Here is a 16729-nt window from a genome sequence, read left to right as displayed (position 1 = left end):
CCTATTTGCCCGGCGCCACTGCAGAGCGCGCCGTGTGGCGCGTACTCTCCCCTTGCCGTGGTGGACCGCATTGAGGCGGTCATATTGCGAATCGCGAATCACGGAGTTGACGGGCGCGTGCCGAAGAGACTCCGGAAGGTTTCGCATTCGTATGCCCATCGCCAGTACTGATCACGTCGTCGTGCCCGAGAACACCGAGGACACCGACATCGACGTCACCACCGAGGTGGCGGCCCCCGAGATCACCTTCGCCGACCTCGGTCTGCCCGAGGGTGTCGTGCGCAAGCTCGCGCAGAACGGCGTGACCACCCCCTTCCCGATCCAGGTCGCGACCATCCCGGACGCCCTGGCCGGCAAGGACATCCTCGGCCGTGGCCGCACCGGCTCCGGCAAGACCCTCTCCTTCGGTCTGCCGACCCTGGCCACGCTGGCCGGCGGCCGGACCGAGAAGCACAAGCCGCGCGCCGTCATCCTGACGCCGACGCGTGAGCTCGCCATGCAGGTCGCCGACGCGCTCCAGCCGTACGGCGACGTCCTCGGCCTGAAGATGAAGGTCGTCTGCGGCGGTACGTCCATGGGCAACCAGATCTACGCCCTGGAACGCGGCGTCGACATCCTGGTCGCCACCCCGGGCCGGCTGCGGGACATCATCAACCGCGGCGCCTGCTCGCTGGAGAACGTGCAGATCACCGTCCTCGACGAGGCCGACCAGATGTCCGACCTGGGCTTCCTGCCCGAGGTCACCGAACTGCTCGACCAGGTCCCGGCGGGCGGCCAGCGGATGCTGTTCTCCGCGACCATGGAGAACGAGATCAAGACCCTCGTCGTCCGGTACCTCAACGACCCGGCGACCCACGAGGTCGACGCGGCGCAGGGCGCGGTGACGACCATGTCGCACCACATCCTCGTCGTGAAGCCCAAGGACAAGGCGCCGGTCACCGCGGCCATCGCCTCCCGCAAGGGCCGCACCATCATCTTCGTCCGTACGCAGCTGGGCGCCGACCGTGTCGCCGAGCAGCTGCGGGACGCCGGTGTGAAGGCGGACGCGCTGCACGGCGGTATGACGCAGGGCGCCCGGACCCGGACGCTGGCGGACTTCAAGGACGGGTACGTCAACGTCCTGGTCGCGACGGACGTCGCGGCGCGCGGTATCCACGTCGACGGCATCGACCTGGTGCTGAACGTGGACCCGGCCGGTGACCACAAGGACTACCTGCACCGCGCGGGCCGCACGGCGCGTGCCGGGCGCACGGGCACGGTCGTGTCGCTGTCCCTGCCGCACCAGCGGCGGCAGATCTTCCGCCTGATGGAGGACGCGGGCGTCGACGCCACGCGCCACATCATCCAGGGCGGCACGGCCTTCGAACCGGAGGTCGCCGAGATCACCGGTGCCCGGTCCATGACCGAGGTGCAGGCCGAGTCGGCGGGCAACGCGGCGCAGCAGGCCGAGCGCGAGGTCGCCCAGCTGACCAAGGAACTGGAGCGGGCGCAGCGCCGCGCGGCGGAGCTGCGCGACGAGGCCGACCGGCTGCTGGCCCGGGTCGCACGCGAGCGCGGCGAGGACCTCGAGACGGTGGTGGCCGAGGCGGTCGCCGTCGCGTCGGCCGAGACCGAGGTGTCGCTGCCGGAGCAGCCGACCTCGCGCGACGGGGAGCGGGTCGAGCGCGTGGAGCGTCCGGAGTCCTCGGCGCCGTACGAGCGGCGTGAGCGGCGGGACGACCGCGGGGACCGTGGCGGTTTCCGCCGGGACGACCGGGGCGAGCGCGGTGGTGACCGTGGTGGGCGTTCCTTCGAGCGCCGTGACGACCGTGGCGGCTTCCGTCGCGACGACCGTCGTGACGGCGACCGTGGCGGTTTCCGCCGGGACGACCGGGGCGACCGTGGTGGTGACCGTGGTGGGCGTTCCTTCGAGCGCCGTGACGACCGTGGCGGCTTCCGTCGCGACGACCGTCGTGACGGCGACCGTGGCGGTTTCCGTCGGGACGACCGCGGGGACCGTGGCGGCTTTCGCCGGGACGACCGGGGCGAGCGCGGTGGTGACCGCGGTGGGCGTCCCTTCGAGCGCCGTGACGACCGCGGTGGCTTCAACCGTGACCGTGACGACCGGGGCGGCTTCAACCGCGACCGGGACCGTGGTGGCTTCCGCCGGGACGACCGCGCCGGACACCGTGGCAGCGACCGCCCCTTCAACCGCGACCGCCAGGGCGACCGCCCGGGCTTCCGCACCGGCGCCCACGACCGCCCGAACGGCCGTCGTGACGACCACCGCGGTGGCGGCTCCTTCGGCCGCCGCGAGGACAAGCCGCGCTGGAAGCGCAACGGCTGACACGGCCTCACCGAGCTGACCGCAAGGGCCCGTACGACACCCGTCGTGCGGGCCCTTCCGCGTTCCCACGGGACACGAGAGGGCCCGCCTCGGCGATACCCGATCGGAGACCCGGCCACGTCCGGCTATGCTCGGGGAGGCAACATCGCCAGGGGCCCTTAGCTCAATTGGCAGAGCAGTGGACTTTTAATCCATTGGTTGTGGGTTCGAGTCCCACAGGGCCTACCGGTGACCCCGGTCCGGACACGGTCCGGGCCGGGGTCAGTGCCGTGGGGGCCGGTGGCGGCCGCCGGTGCGCGGGTGGTCGGGGTCGAGCAGTTGGACGGCGATTCCGGCGAGGACCAGCCCCGCCGCGATGAGCAGTCCGTCGGCGACGACCACGCCCGCGATCAGCATGATCACCCCGATGGCCAGCAGCCACCAGGCGCACCTGCGCCGGTACTCACGCGGGCGGGCCGGACGCCCCGCGGACAGCGAGCGGGTGAAACGGGGATCCTCGTGCTCGAGTCGGGCCGCGAGGTCGACGAGGCGCTCGTCGTCGGACTGGGGCACGGCTCCTCCTTCCCAGGGGGTGGCCGCCCGGTGACACCACCGGCGGCCGTCGCTCCGGACACCGCCGGGCGTCGGTTCCGTGGCTCCGGGACAGTACGAGAGCGAACCGTCGGCCTGCCGCGAACTCGGGCCGGTACAAAGGAGTTTGCCCGTGCGCCGACGTCATCACCCGCCCGGTGACCGGACTCCAGCGTCGCCCGCCGCCGCCGGGTTCGGCCATCGGTCGCGGGCCCCATCCCTGCCGGGGGCCGGTGTGTACCCGCGGGCCACGGGGCAGGGGGGACCCCGGCACGGAAATGGGGGTTGTCACCGATGGCGCCGGGCCCGCTTCGGCGCCCAGGCTGGAGGGTGACGGCCCGCAGCCGCGCCCCCGGCAGACGGGCCGTCGGGCTCCCGCCGCACCGGGAGCCCACCGTGAGCGGCCCATGGTGAGGAGGCGGTACGGGGTGCCTCTGTTCTGGCGGATCTTCTTGCTGAACGCCGTCGTCCTCATCGTGGCCACGGCCCTGCTGCTGGGGCCGGTCACCGTGTCCACCCCGGTGCTGCTCACCGAGGCCGCGGTCCTCGCGGTGGGGCTGGCCGCCATGCTGGTCGCCAACGCGCTGCTGCTGCGGGTCGGGCTGGCGCCGCTGCAACGCCTGACGCGTGCCATGACCACGACCGACCTGCTCCGCCCGGGGCACCGCCCCGCGGTCGGGGGGCGGGGCGAGATCGCCGAGCTGATCACCACGTTCAACACCATGCTCGACCGGCTGGAGGACGAGCGGGCCACCAGTAGTGCCCGCGCCCTGTCGGCGCAGGAGGCCGAACGCCGCCGGGTCGCCCGGGAACTGCACGACGAGGTCGGCCAGTCCCTCACCGCCGTACTGCTCCAGCTCAAACGTGCCGCCGACCACGCGCCGCCCGAGCTGGGGCAGGAGCTGCGCCAGGTGCAGGAGGCCACCCGGGCCGGCCTGGAGGAGATCCGGCGCATCGCCCGCCGGCTGCGCCCCGGGGTCCTGGACGAGCTCGGGCCGGCCAGCGCGCTGAAGGCCCTCGCCACCGAGTTCGGCGGGTCCGGCCTGAGCGTTCAGCACAGCATCGAGGGGGACCTGCCCCCCTTGGACCGGGAGGCCGAGCTGGTCCTCTACCGGGTGGCTCAGGAAGCACTCACCAACACCGTCCGCCACGCCGGGGCCCGCCGCGCCGAGCTCGCCCTGTACCGCACGTCCGGCGGCGTCGCCCTGCGCGTGCGGGACGACGGCCGGGGCATCGGCGGCGAGGCGGAGGGCGCCGGTATCCGGGGGATGCGGGAACGCGCCCTGCTCGTCGGCGCCGATCTGACCGTGGAGCCCGGCGCCGGTGGAGGCACCGTCGTACGTCTGACCGTTCCCGTCCCCGTCCGCTTTCCCGCGCACGCCCTCGTTCCCGTACGAGGGTCCGCGGCCGCGCATGCTCCGCCCCCGTGACCGACGCCCCCGACCGGAAACGCTGACATGAACGACCCGGCCCCCACCCGCATCCTCCTCGCCGACGACCACGCGCTGGTCCGCCGGGGGGTCCGCCTCATCCTGGACGGCGAACCGGATCTGACCGTCGTGGCCGAGGCCGCCGACGGTGCCGAAGCCCTCGAGCAGGCCCGTGAACACCGGCCCGACCTGGCCGTCCTGGACATCGCCATGCCCCGCCTGACCGGCCTCCAGGCGGCCCGCGAGCTCTCCCGCACCCTGCCGGAGACGCGCATCCTCGTCCTGACCATGTACGACAACGAGCAGTTCTTCTTCGAGGCCCTCGCCGCCGGGGCCTCGGGCTACGTCCTGAAGTCCGTCGCCGACCGCGACCTCGTCGAGGCCTGCCGCGCCACCATGCGCGGTGAGCCGTTTCTCTACCCCGGGGCGGTCAACGCCCTCATCCACAACTATCTCGACCTCGCGCGGGAGGGCCGGACCCTGCCGGCCAAGGCCATCACCGACCGCGAGGAGGAGATCCTCAAGCTCGTCGCCGAGGGACACACCTCGCAGCAGATCGCGGGCCTCCTCGTGATCAGCCCCAAGACGGTGGAACGCCACCGGGCCAATCTCCTGGCCAAGCTCGGCCTGAAGGACCGCCTGGAGCTCACCCGGTACGCCATCCGCGTGGGTCTGATCGAGCCCTGACCCGTACCGCGTCGGGCGTGGGCGGGGACGTGAGCGGGCCGGAGCGGTTGTCAGACTGGACCCGGGTCGCACAGGCCCGCCCACCGCCGGTTCCGCCGGCCGCCGTCCCGCACCCGGAGTACGCCGATGCCCCACCCGTACGTCCTGCTCTCCGCCGCCGTCTCCCTCGACGGCTGTCTGGACGACACCGGCCCCGAGCGGCTGCTGCTGTCCGGCCCGGCCGACTTCGACCGGGTCGACGAGGTGCGGGCCTCCGTGGACGCCATCCTGGTCGGCGCCGGCACGATCCGCGCCGACAACCCCCGGCTGCTGGTCAACTCGCCCGAGCGGCGCGCCGCCCGGGTAGCCGGGGGCGGGCCCGAGTATCCGCTCAAGGTCACCGTCAGCGGTTCCGGCGATCTGGATCCGGCGGCGCGGTTCTGGCACACGGGCGGTGAGAAGCTGCTCTACACGACCGACAAGGGCGCCGAGCGGGCCCGCGCCCACGGTCTCGCCGCCGATGTCGTCGCGCTGGGGTCCGAGCTCGACTGGCGGCGGCTGCTGGAGCATCTGTACGCCGTGCGCGGGGTCCGGCGGCTGATGGTCGAGGGGGGCGGCCGGGTCCACACCCAGCTCCTCACCCAGGGCCTCGCGGACGAACTCCAGCTCGTCCTCGCCCCGCTGTTCGTCGGTGACCCGGACGCGCCCCGCCTCTTCGGACCCGGCGCCTACCAGGCCGGCCGGCTGCGGCTCCTCGAGACCCGCCCGATCGGCGACGTCGTCCTGATGCGCTACGAGCCCACCGCTCCCGGTACCCGACCGCTGCCCGCTGCCGCCGACCACCACTGGCTGGCCCTCGCCTGCGACCTGGCCGAGCGGTGCCCGCCCTCCGGGACGGCGTTCAGCGTGGGCGCGGTCGTGGTGGCGGCCGACGGCACGGAGCTGGCACGCGGCCACTCCCGGGAGGGCGCCGACCCCGTGGTGCACGCGGAGGAGGCCGCGCTCGCCAAGATCGACCCCACGGATTCCCGGCTCGCGACCGCCACCGTGTACTCCAGCCTGGAGCCCTGTGCCCACCGCGCGTCCCGGCCGGCGCCCTGTGCCCGGCTGATCCTGGACGCGGGGGTGCGGAGGGTGGTCACGGCCTGGCGTGAGCCGGACACCTTCGTGGCGGGCGCCGACGGCAGCGGGGTGCTGGCGGAGGGGGGCGCCACCGTCGTGGTCCTGCCGGAGCACGAGGACCGGGCCAAGGCGCCGAACGGTCATCTGATCGGCCGGTGAGACGGGGCCGGTGATCATGGGTGTGCGGCAGGCCCCGCGCATGGCGTACACTGGTGTCATACCGACGCGGGGTGGAGCAGCTCGGTAGCTCGCTGGGCTCATAACCCAGAGGTCGCAGGTTCAAATCCTGTCCCCGCTACTGAAGGCCGAAGGCCGGAATCCAAAGGATTCCGGCCTTCGGTTTTTTTTCGATCCGCCGCCGACTCCGCCCCCGGTGCGTCATCACCCAGCGTGAGTGGTCCACCCCGCAGCGCATAACAACTGACATACTGTCAGAAACGAGTCGGCGCCCGAAGCAGGGTCAACTCGCCCGTTTTTGACTGCCGGTGGAGCTTACGTCCCCGCGAAAATCGTTAACGATCAAGAGGAACGGCTTGGAATACGACCCTCGCGTCTATTAACGTTCGATAACGCAGCGCGGTCGTCCCAGCCGTCACAGAAGTCGGCTCCGTGCGCACGCGCCGAATCCCGCAAGGGAACCGGGGAACCATCACCATGGGGTGAATCGCGTGGATACCGCCGTGGAAACACGGCTCGTATACGCGCGTAGGAGACCTTCCTGCTCCGAACCCGTCAGCTAACCCGGTAGGCGGAGAAGGAAGGAAAGGAGTACGCCCACGTGGCGTCGAACCGGCCTGCCCCCGAGGCCCCGTACCAGCCGAGCGACACCTTCGCCTACGGCAGCATCCGCACCGACGAGGGCCCCTTCGAGGAGTGGAACCCCACCGCGGAGTCCGTCCGCCCGGTACGTGGCCGGCACCGCGTCAGCAAGCAGCGCGGCGGCGGTCTCGCCCGCAGCTCCACCGTTTTGGGCGTCGGCGTCATAGCGGCGGTCGGAGCGGGCGGCATGGCCAGTGCCCAGACCGGCAAGCCGCCGGTCTCGATCTCCATGCCCGACCTTCCCAACGTGGGCTCCCTCATCTCCGACCAGGAGACGCCCGAGGGTTCGGCGACTCCCCTCAGCGACCTCGCCAGGAGCACCGCCGACACCGAGCAGGGCGCCGCCGGCGCCGGTGAGGCGCTGCGCGCCCGGATCATGGCCCAGGTCGAGCAGCAGCAGGACCAGGCCGAGAGCAAGGCGGAGGCCGAGGCCGTCGCCGCCGCCGAGAAGGCTGCCGCCGAGGCCGCCGCCAAGGCGGAGAAGGAGGCAAAGGCCAAGGCCGCCGCCGCCAAGGAGAAGGCGGAGGAGGAGGCCAGGAAGAAGGCCGAGGCCGAGCGCCTCGCCAAGCTGGCCAAGCAGTACGCGCTGCCGACCTCCTCGTACACCCTCAGCTCCACCTTCGGGCAGGCCGGCGCCTACTGGTCCTCCGGCTACCACACCGGCCTCGACTTCGCCGCCCCCACGGGCACGCTGATCAAGGCGGTGCACACCGGCACGATCACCTCCGCCGGCTACGACGGCTCCTACGGCTACAAGACCGTGCTGACGCTCGAGGACGGCACCGAGATCTGGTACGCCCACCAGTCGTCCATCAGCGTCAGCGTCGGCCAGAAGGTCAACACCGGTGATGTGATCGGCCGCGTCGGCTCCACCGGCAACTCCACCGGGGCCCACCTCCACCTGGAGGTCCATGCCGGTGGCTCCGCCTCCGGCATCGACCCGCTGGCGTGGCTGCGGGGCAAGGGCCTCACCCCCTGACCGCCGCCGCCCGCTGAGGCGCTCCGCCCCGGAGACCGGCAGTCCCGACGATGACCCCCCGACGTCGAGGCTGCCGGTCCGGCATGTGGGGGGCGGACAGGGCAGGCAGGACTCGGGGCGTGCCCGTCAGGACCGATGTGCGTTCGGGTCGTACGCGCCGTACGGGTGCCCGTACGGCAGGGGGGCATGCGGTGGACGGCTGTGTACGGGGTGCCCGTGCGGCGGATGACTGTGTGCCGGCTGCCCGTGCGGCGGGGGCCCGTACATCCCGGGCACCGGCCACGGCGCGGCGGCGACCGGGACCGCAGGCGCGGTGACGCGGGCCGCGTGGTCCAGGGCCGGACGGGCCGCGCCCCGCCGGTGCCACAGCTCCAGCAGCAGTTCCCGCTCCCGCGTGACGAAGTCCGTCCCCGCCCGCCCGAGCCGCCCCCGGTGCCGAAGGAACGCCAGCGAGGTCGCGTACGCCTCGTACTGCGCCACCGCCCGGGCCGCCGCCTTCCCGCCGTACCGGCGCGCGTACTGCCGGGCGATGCGCCGCGCCCGCATCGAGCCGAGCGCGAACGGCTCCGCGGGAGTGAGCCAGCCGGCCACCGCGTACGCGGGCAGTTCCGTCCGTACGGTCCGCAGCTCGCGCTGCCGCGTCCACACCACCAGCCAGGTCAGCACCCCGAACATCGGGACCATGAACGCCCCGTACACCGCGAAGAAGCCGTACTGGCCGAGCGTCGAGGACCCGTTCCACAGCGCGTGCATGCCCATCGCCAGGAGCAGCCCGCCCAGCGGGAGCAGTACCCGCCGCAGCCGTTGCCCCTCCCCGGACAGCGCCGCGATGCCGAAGCCGATCCCGGTGAGCACGGTGAACAGGGGGTGCGCGAACGGCGACATGACGATGCGGACGAAGAACGTCGCCGCGGTGACCGAGGCGATGCCGTTGTCGCCGGTGAGCTGGTCGGTGCCGAAGGCGGTGCCCAGGTAGAGGATGTTCTCCGTGAACGCGAAGCCGGTGGCGGTGACCCCGGCTATCACCACGCCGTCGAGGATCCCGGTGAAGTCGCGTCTGCGGAAGAGGAACACCAGGAGGACGGCGGCGGCCTTCGCGGACTCCTCCACGACCGGCGCTATGACGGTCGCACCGAGGGTGTCCGCACCGGCCGGATCGGCGGTCGCCGTCGCTATCCACTGCGTGGCGAAGCTGTTCGCGACGATCGCTATCAGCGCCGCCGCACACGCCCCCCAGGCGAAGGAGAACAGCAGGTTCCGCCAGGGCCCCGGTTCGACCCGGTCCAGCCAGCGGAACGCGGCCACGAGGAGCGGCACCGGGAGGACGGCGAGACCCAGTCCCACCAGGAAGCCCTCCGTCCCGGTCTGCTCGCGGACCAGGGCGAGGATGACCAGCCCCGAGAGGGTGAGCAGGCTGATCAGCGCCCCGTAACGCACCCAGGGGCGCTGCCACCAGTGCGCGTGCCGCAGCGTTCCGCCGCCGGAGGATGCGCCGGGATGCGCCGGGTACGGGGGGCTGGAGGCCACGGAATCGACCCTAACGAGGGAGGGGCAGGTCTGGTCTATGTGCTGTCCCGGGCTCGGTCTCCGGGGCGGTGCCCGGCCCGTTCGTCGTGCGGTACGCGACGGAAGAGCAGGTCGTTCACGACATGACCCTTGTCCAGTCCCTGTCCCTCGAAACGGGTGAGCGGCCGGAACCCGGGGCGCGGCGCGAAACCGCCGCCCGCCTGCGTGTTCTCGAAGGCGGGGTGCGCGGTGAGCACCTCGAGCATCTGCTCCGCGTACGGCTCCCAGTCGGTGGCGCAGTGCAGGACCGCACCGGGCCGGAGCCGGGTCGCGGCGAGGGTGAGGAAGTCCGGCTGGATCAGCCGGCGCTTGTGGTGCCGCTTCTTGGGCCAGGGGTCGGGGAAGTAGACGCGCAGTCCGCCGAGGGAGTCGGGGGCGAGCATTTCGCGCAGCAGGATGATCGCGTCGCCGTTGCCGACCCGGACATTGCCCAGGCCGAGTTGGTCGGCGAGGTTGAGCAGGTTTCCCTGGCCGGGGGTGTGGACGTCCACGGCGAGGATGTTGGTGGCGGGGTCGGCGGTGGCCATCGCCGCGGTGGCCTCGCCCATGCCGAAGCCGATCTCCAGGACGACGGGGTGGTCGTTGCCGAAGAACTCGGCGAGGTCGAGCAGGCGGCTGCCGTCGATGTCGAAGCCCCACTGGGGCCAGAGCCGCTGCAGTGCGTCCGCCTGGCCGGCGGTGACGCGGCTGCGGCGCGGCTGGAAGCTGCGGATCCGCCGCTCGAAGTGCGATCCGGCGGGATCGGCCTTCGGCCCGTCCGGGAACCGTGGCTCGCCCTTGGCCCGGGCATGGCGGATCGACACACCGGGCGTGTGCGGCGGGTGCGGGGCTTCGGGAGTGGTGCTCACGGAGTCAGACACAGTGCTGTCGATTTTACGGGGCCCCGGCGGGCGGTCGCCGTGCCCTCACCGCCCCCCTGCCGCCGCCAGCGCCGCCAGGGCACGCCGCGCGACCTCCCGCCCGATCGGCAGCGATGCCGTCGCCGCGGGTGAGGGCGCGTTCAGCACGTGCACCGCGCGGGGGGTCTGCTGGATCAGGAAGTCGTCGACCAGTGTGCCGTCCCGCAGCACGGCCTGCGCCCGCACCCCGGCCGCCGCCGGCACCAGGTCCTCCTCCCGCACGGCGGGCAGGAGCCGGCGCACCGCCCGGGCGAAGGCGGCCCTGGACAGCGAGCGGCGCAGCTCGCCGCCGCCGTACCGCCAGTGGCGGCGGGCCAGCTGCCAGGAGCCCGGCCAGGCCAGGGTCGCGCCCAGTTCGCGGGGACGCACCGTGTGCCAGTCGTAGCCCTCGCGGGCCAGGGCCGGTACCGCGTTGGGGCCGACGTGGACGCCGCCGTCGATGCCGCGGGTGAGGTGGACGCCGAGGAAGGGGAACGCCGGGTCGGGCACCGGGTAGACCAGGCCGCGCACCAGTTTCGGCCGGGCCAGCTCGTAGTACTCGCCGCGGAAGGGCACGATGCGGGCGCCGGGCTCGTCGCCGGTCAGGCGGGCGATCCCGTCGCAGTGCAGACCGGCGCAGTTCACCAGGATCCGGCCGCGTACGACGTCGCCGGCGGCCGTCAGCACGGCGACTCCCCGGTCGGGGCGGCGGTCGACGCGTACGACCCGCGCTCCGTAGCGGATCTCCGCGCCGGACTCCTCCGCGAGCCGGCGGGCGACCGCGGCGAAGTCGCAGATGCCGGTGGTGCCGACGTGGAGGGCCGCCAGACCGTCGACCTCCGGCTCGTACTCCGCCATCTGCGCGGCGCCCAGTTCGCGGACCGTGATGCCGTTCTCCCGGCCGCGCTGGGCCAGGGCGTGCAGGCGGGGGAGCTCGTCGCGGGCCGTGGCGACGATCAGCTTGCCCGTCACGGCGTGCGGGATGCCGTACTCCGTGCAGAACTTGACCATCTCCGCGGCGCCCCGCACCGCGTACCGGGCCTTCAGCGAGCCGGGGCGGTAGTAGATGCCGCTGTGGATGACGCCGCTGTTGCGGCCCGTCTGGTGCCGGGCGGGTCCGGGCTCCTTCTCCAGCAGCGTCACCCGGGTGCCCGGGGCCGCGCGGCTGATCGCATACGCCGTCGACAGGCCGACGATCCCACCGCCGATCACCAGCACGTCGCAGTCGTACGCCTGCCCCGCCACCTGCACCACCTCCCGGTTCCGATAGTGCACTGCGCCACTGACAATGGCTTCAAACCCGGGGGGCGGCCTTTCGGGACGGTTGTGTCAGATCGCCGTTGTCATGCGTCGTGGCGGGTCGTCGTTCGTCGTTGTCCGTCGTTCGGCGTCGTGGCGTCGTGGCGTCGTGGCGTCGTGGCGTCGTGGCGTCGTGGCGTCGTTCGTCGTCGTTCGGCGTTCTTCGTCGTCGTGCGTATCAGGTCGTCGTCGGCGTCGGTGGTGTCAGGCCGTCGTCATCAGCAGCGGCCGGGCGCGTTCGCGCAGTTCGACCACGCGGGGTTCGTCGCCGTAGGGCTCCAGTCGGTGCAGGAGGTCCTTGACGTACTCGGTGGTGCGGGCGGAGGAGATGCGGCCCGCCACCTCCACCGCGCGGACGCCCTGCTCGCAGGCGGCGTCCAGGTTGCCCGACTCCAGTTCGGCGACCGCCGAGACGACGAGCCGCAGACCGTGCGAGCGCACGAACTCCTCCGTCGGCCTGGACAGTGCCTGCTCGGTGAAGCGGCGGACCTGGCGGGGTGCCTTCAGATCGCGGTAGCACTCCGCGGCGTCGGCGGCGAAACGGTCGTACGAGTAGAAGCCGAGCCAGGTCGGGTCGCTGTCGCCCGGCCGGGAGCGCTCCAGCCAGCTCTCCGCCGACTTCAGGGCGGCACCGGCCGCCTGGGCGTCACCCGCGCGTGCGTGCGCGCGTGCCTCGACCAGGCGGAAGAAGCTCAGGGTGCGGGCGGTGGCCAGGCCCCGGTTGCGTTCCAGCGCGGCCTGGGCGAGGTCCACGCCCTCGTCGCCGAAGCCGCGGTAGGTCGCCTGGAGGGACATGGAGGCCAGGACGTAGCCGCCGAGGGGCACGTCGGCCGCGGCGCGGGCCAGGCGCAACGCCTGGATGTAATAGCGCTGGGCGGCCTCCTGCTGGCCGGTGTCGAAGGCCATCCAGCCGGCGAGGCGGGTGAGCTCGGCCGCGGCACCGAAGAGCGAGCGGCCCACGTCGTCGGAGTAGGCGCCGAGCAGCAGCGGCGCCGCCTCCACCCTGAGACATTCGGGGACCATCGACGAGCGCCAGTCACCGCCGCCGTACTTGGAGTCCCAGCGCCGGGCGTCCTCGGCGGCCTCCCGCAGTTTGCGCACATCGCTGTGGCCGACTTTGAGCGGTGCGCCGGAGCCGTCGGCCGGGTTCACCTCACGCGCCACCGAGCTGTCGGCCGGGGTTATCAGCCAGCGCGAGGCGGGCGTCGCGTATGCGCTCACCGCGAACGACCCGGCGAGCGACTGCCAGATGCCGCCGGAACCCGCTCTGCGGCCGGCGAGGTCCAGCCGGTACAGCTCCGTCGCGGACTTCACCGCCTGTCCGACGTCGCGGGGGAAGGCGAGGCCCACCTCGGGTGCGGGATCGGCGTCCGCCAGGCCGATCTCGTGGAGCGGCACGGGACGCCCCAGCTTCTGGCCGATGGCGGCGGCGATCAGGTGCGGGGCGGCACCTTGCGGCACCATGCCCTTCGACACCCAGCGCGCCACCGACGTCTTGTCGTAGCGAAGTGTCAGCCCTCGCTGGGCGCCTAGGTCGTTGACGCGCCGCGCGAGGCCTGCGTTGGAGATTCCCGCGAGGGCGAGAACGGCGCCGAGTTTTTCGTTCGGCCCGCGTTGCTCCCTGGACATGCGCCACCCCTCGACACAGACGGCTGCCGCGCTGGCATAACCACGCGGCATTCGTAAACCCAGCGTAGTTCGCCGCATCCCAAGCGTTAAGGGGCATTCTTCCGGATGGCGGGAATGTGGTCCGTACTGAAGTACGGGTCCGGTACGCGCAGTTGCGGCGTGCTCCCGGTGTGTGGCCGTGCGCCCGTGTGTGCGCTCTTCTCCGGCCATCGCGGGAGCGGTTCCATGGTCGGTGCGTGGGTCGGCCCGCTGTACTGGATCCAGTGGGCTGGGGGACACCGCCGCCTTCATCCCCGCGGGCGGCGGAATGGTCCGGGAGGCGTGCTGCGTCTCCCGGACCACGCGACCGTTCAGCGGTGCGCAGAGCCTGTACGGAGCGTGTTCGAGGTTGGCCTCACCGCTTCGATTTGACTCAAAATCGACCCCACCCTTCCCGAGGTATCACCGTCTCTACCATGGCAGTTGACGGCGCGTTGGGGGTCTCGGGGGCGCACCATGGGGGCGCATTCGCGTCGCAGTGGCGTGGCGCGTCGCGGGGCGCCGGTACGGTGATCCTCTTGCGGCGGGCCCCCGTTCAAGGCGGGGCGGTGTATCCGCCGGGGCGCATCCGACGGGGCACATACGGCTCCGGCACCCCTCCTGAGCGCCTCCTTCATGGCAGCATGGGGAACCGGTTCGTGCGGGGCACTGGTTGTCCACAGCCTGTGGAGGCGGCGATGCGGTGGTTGGTGGGTTGGAGCAGCACCGCCGCGGGCGCCATGGGCCTCGGTCCCACCGGCTCCGCCGGCGCCACCGGGCTCGACGGAGAGACCCTGCGGCCCGTGGGCTCCCAACTGCTGTGGGGCGACCCCGACCCGCTGTGGGCGGTCGGCGACTGGCGCCCCGACGAGGTGCGGGTGGTCGAGGCCGACGCACAGACCCGGATCGCCGTCCTCGGCACCTGCGGCGCCTCCGACGAACAACTGCGCGTCGCGCTGTTCGCCGCGCGCGGCGGAGCACTCCGGCATCTGACCGCCTGGCCGGGGAGCTACACCGCGATCGTCCAGGTCGGCAGGAGAGTCACCGTCTGCGGTGACCTCGCGGGCGCCCGGCCGGTCTTCTACACCCCCTGGGCGGGCGGCACGGCGTACGCGACCGCCGCCCTGCCGCTCGCCGACCTTATCGAGGCCAACCTCGACTTCGGGCACCTCGCCGCGCTGCTCGCCGCGCCCGACGTACCGGCCGCGCTGCACGACTCCACGCCGTACGACGGCGTGAAGCGCATTCCGCCGGGGCACGCGCTGATCCTGCGCGCGGGGGCGCGCGAGATCGCCGGGTACGACCCCGTCGCCTCGCTCGCGGTCGCCGCACCGCCGGCCGACCCCGACCGTGCCGTGGACGCGGTGCGGGACGCGTTGGTCGAGGCCGTGCGGACACGACTGGCCGCGCCCCGGCATGTTCCCGGCGCCGACATCGATCCGGGGCCCGTGCCGGGGATGGGGCCCGCCGAACGGCGCGCGGCCCGTGGGACGCCGGTGCCGGGCATCGGGGCCGATCTGTCCGGCGGGCCGGCCTCCGGGGCGCTGGCGTTGCTCGCCGCCGGGCTGCCCGGGAGGCCGGGGACTGTGCTCGGGCACGGCACGGGGGCGGGGGAGCGGCTGCTGGCCGTCACCTTCAACGACCTGGCGGTGAGCGGGTCCGCCGGTGGGCGGGACGACGACGAGCTGGAGCGGGCGGGCGCGCTGGCGGCGAACCCGCGGTTGCACCATGTGGTGGTGGCGGGGGGCGAGGAGACGCTTCCCTACGTCGAGCTGGACGGGCCGCTGACGGACGAGCCGGGGCCCTCGCTGGTGTCGGCCGCCCGGCACCGGGCCCGGCTGGCGGCGGGCAGCGCGGATCACTTCACGGGGTACGGGGCGAAGCAGGTGCTGGACGCCCATCCGGCGCGGCTCGCCGACCTGCTGATGGACCGTAAGCGGCGGCATCTGGTGCGGCCGGTGGCCGCCTTGGCCAAGGCGGACGGGTCCGTGATGGTGCCGGCGCGGGTGTACGGGGCGGCGCGGCGGCTGGCGCGTACGCCCTATCGGGTGGGGTTGGAGAGCCTCGCGGAGCGGCTGCTGCACCGGCGGCTGGACGACGACGGGCCCGCGGGGGCGGCGGACGCCTCGCTGGCCGCGCTGACCTGGGGCAGACCCGGGCCCGCTGCGCGCTGGCTGACCGGTGAGGCGCTGGCTGAAGTATCGGTTCGCCTCCAGGCGTCGACGCGGCGGTCGGACGTGGGGCCGGGGCAGCGGCCCGGTGACTTCCGGGCGCGGGCGGCCTTGGCTCGGCACGCGGCGGACCTGCGGGTGCTGGAGCAGGCGGCCGAGATCCGGTTCCAGCGGTTGCACGCGCCGTTCCTGGACAACCAGGTCGTGCGGGCGTGCCGTGCGCTGCCGGAGGCGCTGCGGGTGCGGCCGGGGGCGCGGGCGGCGATTTTGCGGTCGGTGCTGGAGGGGGCGGGGGTGCGGGAGCTGCCGGCGGGGTGGGGGGCGCCGGGCGCCGCCACCTCGGGGGTCGCGGCGCGGACGGGGTTGCGGGTGGCGGCGGGCTCGCTGATGGCGCTGTTCGATACGCCGCTGCTGGCGGAGGCGGGGCTGGTCGAGGCGCGGGTGGTGCGCAAGGCGTTGCGGGGGGCGGCGGAGGGTGAGGCGCTGCCGCTGGACGGGCTGGCGGATCTGGTCGCGCTGGAGGTGTGGCTGCGGCGGTTGCTCGCGCGGCGGGGGACGTGCTGGACCGGGACGCCGGCTCGGCAGCGGGCGGTGCCGGGTGGGATCGCTCCGCAGCGGGGGGCGTTGGGTGCCGGTGCGGGGGGTGCGCGGTGATGCCTGCGGCGCGGGGTTCGGTTCGGTGGGGGTTGCTGTAGAGCCTGCGGTGCGCTGTTTCGGTTCGGTGGGGGCGTGTGTGGCGCCTGCGGGCGGTGGGGGTGCGGGTTGTCTGCCTGCGGCGCAGCTGCGGGTTGTGTGGTTGTTGCGGTAGCGCCTGTGGGTGGTGGGTGGGTCGGGGCCGGGTCGGGGGTGTCCGTCCTCGGACTGGCGCGGAATCGGTCACTTGGTGAGGTACGGGCGCGGACGCGCCAGCCACTGCGGGCGAACACCCCCGCCCCGTCCCCTCCGCGCCGTACGCGGCCACAGCCGCCCACCGCGGGCAGTCACTGCCGCCCGCTGCGGGCAGTCGTGCCGCTGGGGCGATGGGGGTCCCCCCGCTCGAGCGAAGCCGAGAGTGGGGGAGGGTGGGCGCGGCGGCACCCCGCCAGCGCCGGGCTGCGCAACCTCCCCCGGCCCGCCCCCGGCACCGGGCACCCCGCGCACGCCGGGATGAGCAGTCCTCCGGCCCGCCCCCGGCACCGGGCACCCCGCGCACGCCGGGATGAGCAGTCCTCCGGCCCGCCCCCGGCACCGGGCACCCCGCGCACGCCGGGATGAGC

At 73.4% G+C, this 16729-nt stretch carries 11 protein-coding genes, 2 tRNA genes and 1 riboswitch; of the genes, 8 read left to right on the top strand and 5 right to left on the bottom strand.

Annotation, left to right across the window (positions count from 1 at the left end; all coding sequences use genetic code 11):
- Positions 1-151 precede the first annotated feature (151 nt).
- Both IE178_RS20210 and IE178_RS20205 read left to right on the top strand, forming a co-directional pair.
- The gene (locus IE178_RS20210) at positions 152-2326 is read left to right on the top strand and encodes a DEAD/DEAH box helicase (RefSeq protein WP_184764461.1); all 2175 of its coding nucleotides are present in this window, start codon (positions 152-154) and stop codon (positions 2324-2326) included.
- Positions 2327-2478: 152 nt separating this feature from the next.
- Positions 2479-2551: transfer RNA gene (locus IE178_RS20205), tRNA-Lys, on the top strand.
- Between the two features lie 36 nt (positions 2552-2587).
- Here the strand turns inward: IE178_RS20205 and IE178_RS20200 are convergent.
- On the bottom strand, positions 2588-2878 hold the full coding sequence (locus IE178_RS20200) for a DUF3040 domain-containing protein (RefSeq protein ID WP_184764462.1): 291 nt from the start codon (positions 2876-2878) through the stop codon (positions 2588-2590).
- A gap of 446 nt (positions 2879-3324) precedes the next feature.
- Between IE178_RS20200 and IE178_RS20195 the strand changes: the two genes are divergently transcribed.
- From IE178_RS20195 to IE178_RS20175, 5 genes are all read left to right on the top strand, one after another.
- Positions 3325-4326 carry a HAMP domain-containing sensor histidine kinase gene (locus IE178_RS20195; protein ID WP_193513291.1) on the top strand — a complete coding sequence of 334 codons (1002 nt, stop codon included), beginning with the start codon at positions 3325-3327 and terminating at the stop codon, positions 4324-4326.
- A gap of 27 nt (positions 4327-4353) precedes the next feature.
- Positions 4354-5013, top strand: coding sequence for a response regulator transcription factor (locus IE178_RS20190; protein WP_184764464.1), 660 nt, complete (start codon positions 4354-4356; stop codon positions 5011-5013).
- A gap of 126 nt (positions 5014-5139) precedes the next feature.
- Positions 5140-6273 (top strand): dihydrofolate reductase family protein, encoded by a 1134-nt coding sequence (locus tag IE178_RS20185; RefSeq protein ID WP_193513290.1) that lies wholly within the window; start codon positions 5140-5142, stop codon positions 6271-6273.
- A gap of 65 nt (positions 6274-6338) precedes the next feature.
- Positions 6339-6412: transfer RNA gene (locus tag IE178_RS20180), tRNA-Met, on the top strand.
- 310 nt (positions 6413-6722) lie between these two features.
- Positions 6723-6880, top strand: a riboswitch (cyclic di-AMP (ydaO/yuaA leader).
- Between the two features lie 12 nt (positions 6881-6892).
- Positions 6893-7912, top strand: a complete 1020-nt coding sequence (locus IE178_RS20175) for a M23 family metallopeptidase (protein WP_193513289.1) — start codon at positions 6893-6895, stop codon at positions 7910-7912.
- A 126-nt stretch (positions 7913-8038) separates the two neighbouring features.
- Here IE178_RS20175 and IE178_RS20170 read toward each other — a convergent pair whose 3' ends face one another.
- The 4 genes from IE178_RS20170 to IE178_RS20155 form a co-directional block, all read right to left on the bottom strand.
- Positions 8039-9439 carry a PrsW family intramembrane metalloprotease gene (locus IE178_RS20170; protein WP_193513288.1) on the bottom strand — a complete coding sequence of 467 codons (1401 nt, stop codon included), beginning with the start codon at positions 9437-9439 and terminating at the stop codon, positions 8039-8041.
- Between the two features lie 35 nt (positions 9440-9474).
- Positions 9475-10326, bottom strand: coding sequence for a tRNA (guanosine(46)-N7)-methyltransferase TrmB (gene trmB / locus IE178_RS20165; RefSeq protein WP_373301134.1), 852 nt, complete (start codon positions 10324-10326; stop codon positions 9475-9477).
- Positions 10327-10383: 57 nt separating this feature from the next.
- Entirely contained in the window at positions 10384-11631 is a 1248-nt protein-coding gene (gene lhgD, locus IE178_RS20160) for an L-2-hydroxyglutarate dehydrogenase (RefSeq protein ID WP_193513287.1), read from the bottom strand.
- A gap of 228 nt (positions 11632-11859) precedes the next feature.
- The gene (locus tag IE178_RS20155) at positions 11860-13284 is read right to left on the bottom strand and encodes an NsdA family TPR-like regulatory protein (protein ID WP_184764470.1); all 1425 of its coding nucleotides are present in this window, start codon (positions 13282-13284) and stop codon (positions 11860-11862) included.
- A 716-nt stretch (positions 13285-14000) separates the two neighbouring features.
- Here IE178_RS20155 and IE178_RS20150 point away from each other — a divergent pair.
- Positions 14001-16127, top strand: a complete 2127-nt coding sequence (locus tag IE178_RS20150) for an asparagine synthase-related protein (RefSeq protein WP_184764471.1) — start codon at positions 14001-14003, stop codon at positions 16125-16127.
- Positions 16128-16729: the final 602 nt, after the last annotated feature.

The sequence above is a fragment of the Streptomyces griseoloalbus genome, assembly GCA_014650015.1.
GTDB classification, from domain to species: domain Bacteria; phylum Actinomycetota; class Actinomycetes; order Streptomycetales; family Streptomycetaceae; genus Streptomyces; species Streptomyces griseoloalbus.
This window is presented reverse-complemented; position numbering and strand designations above follow the sequence as displayed.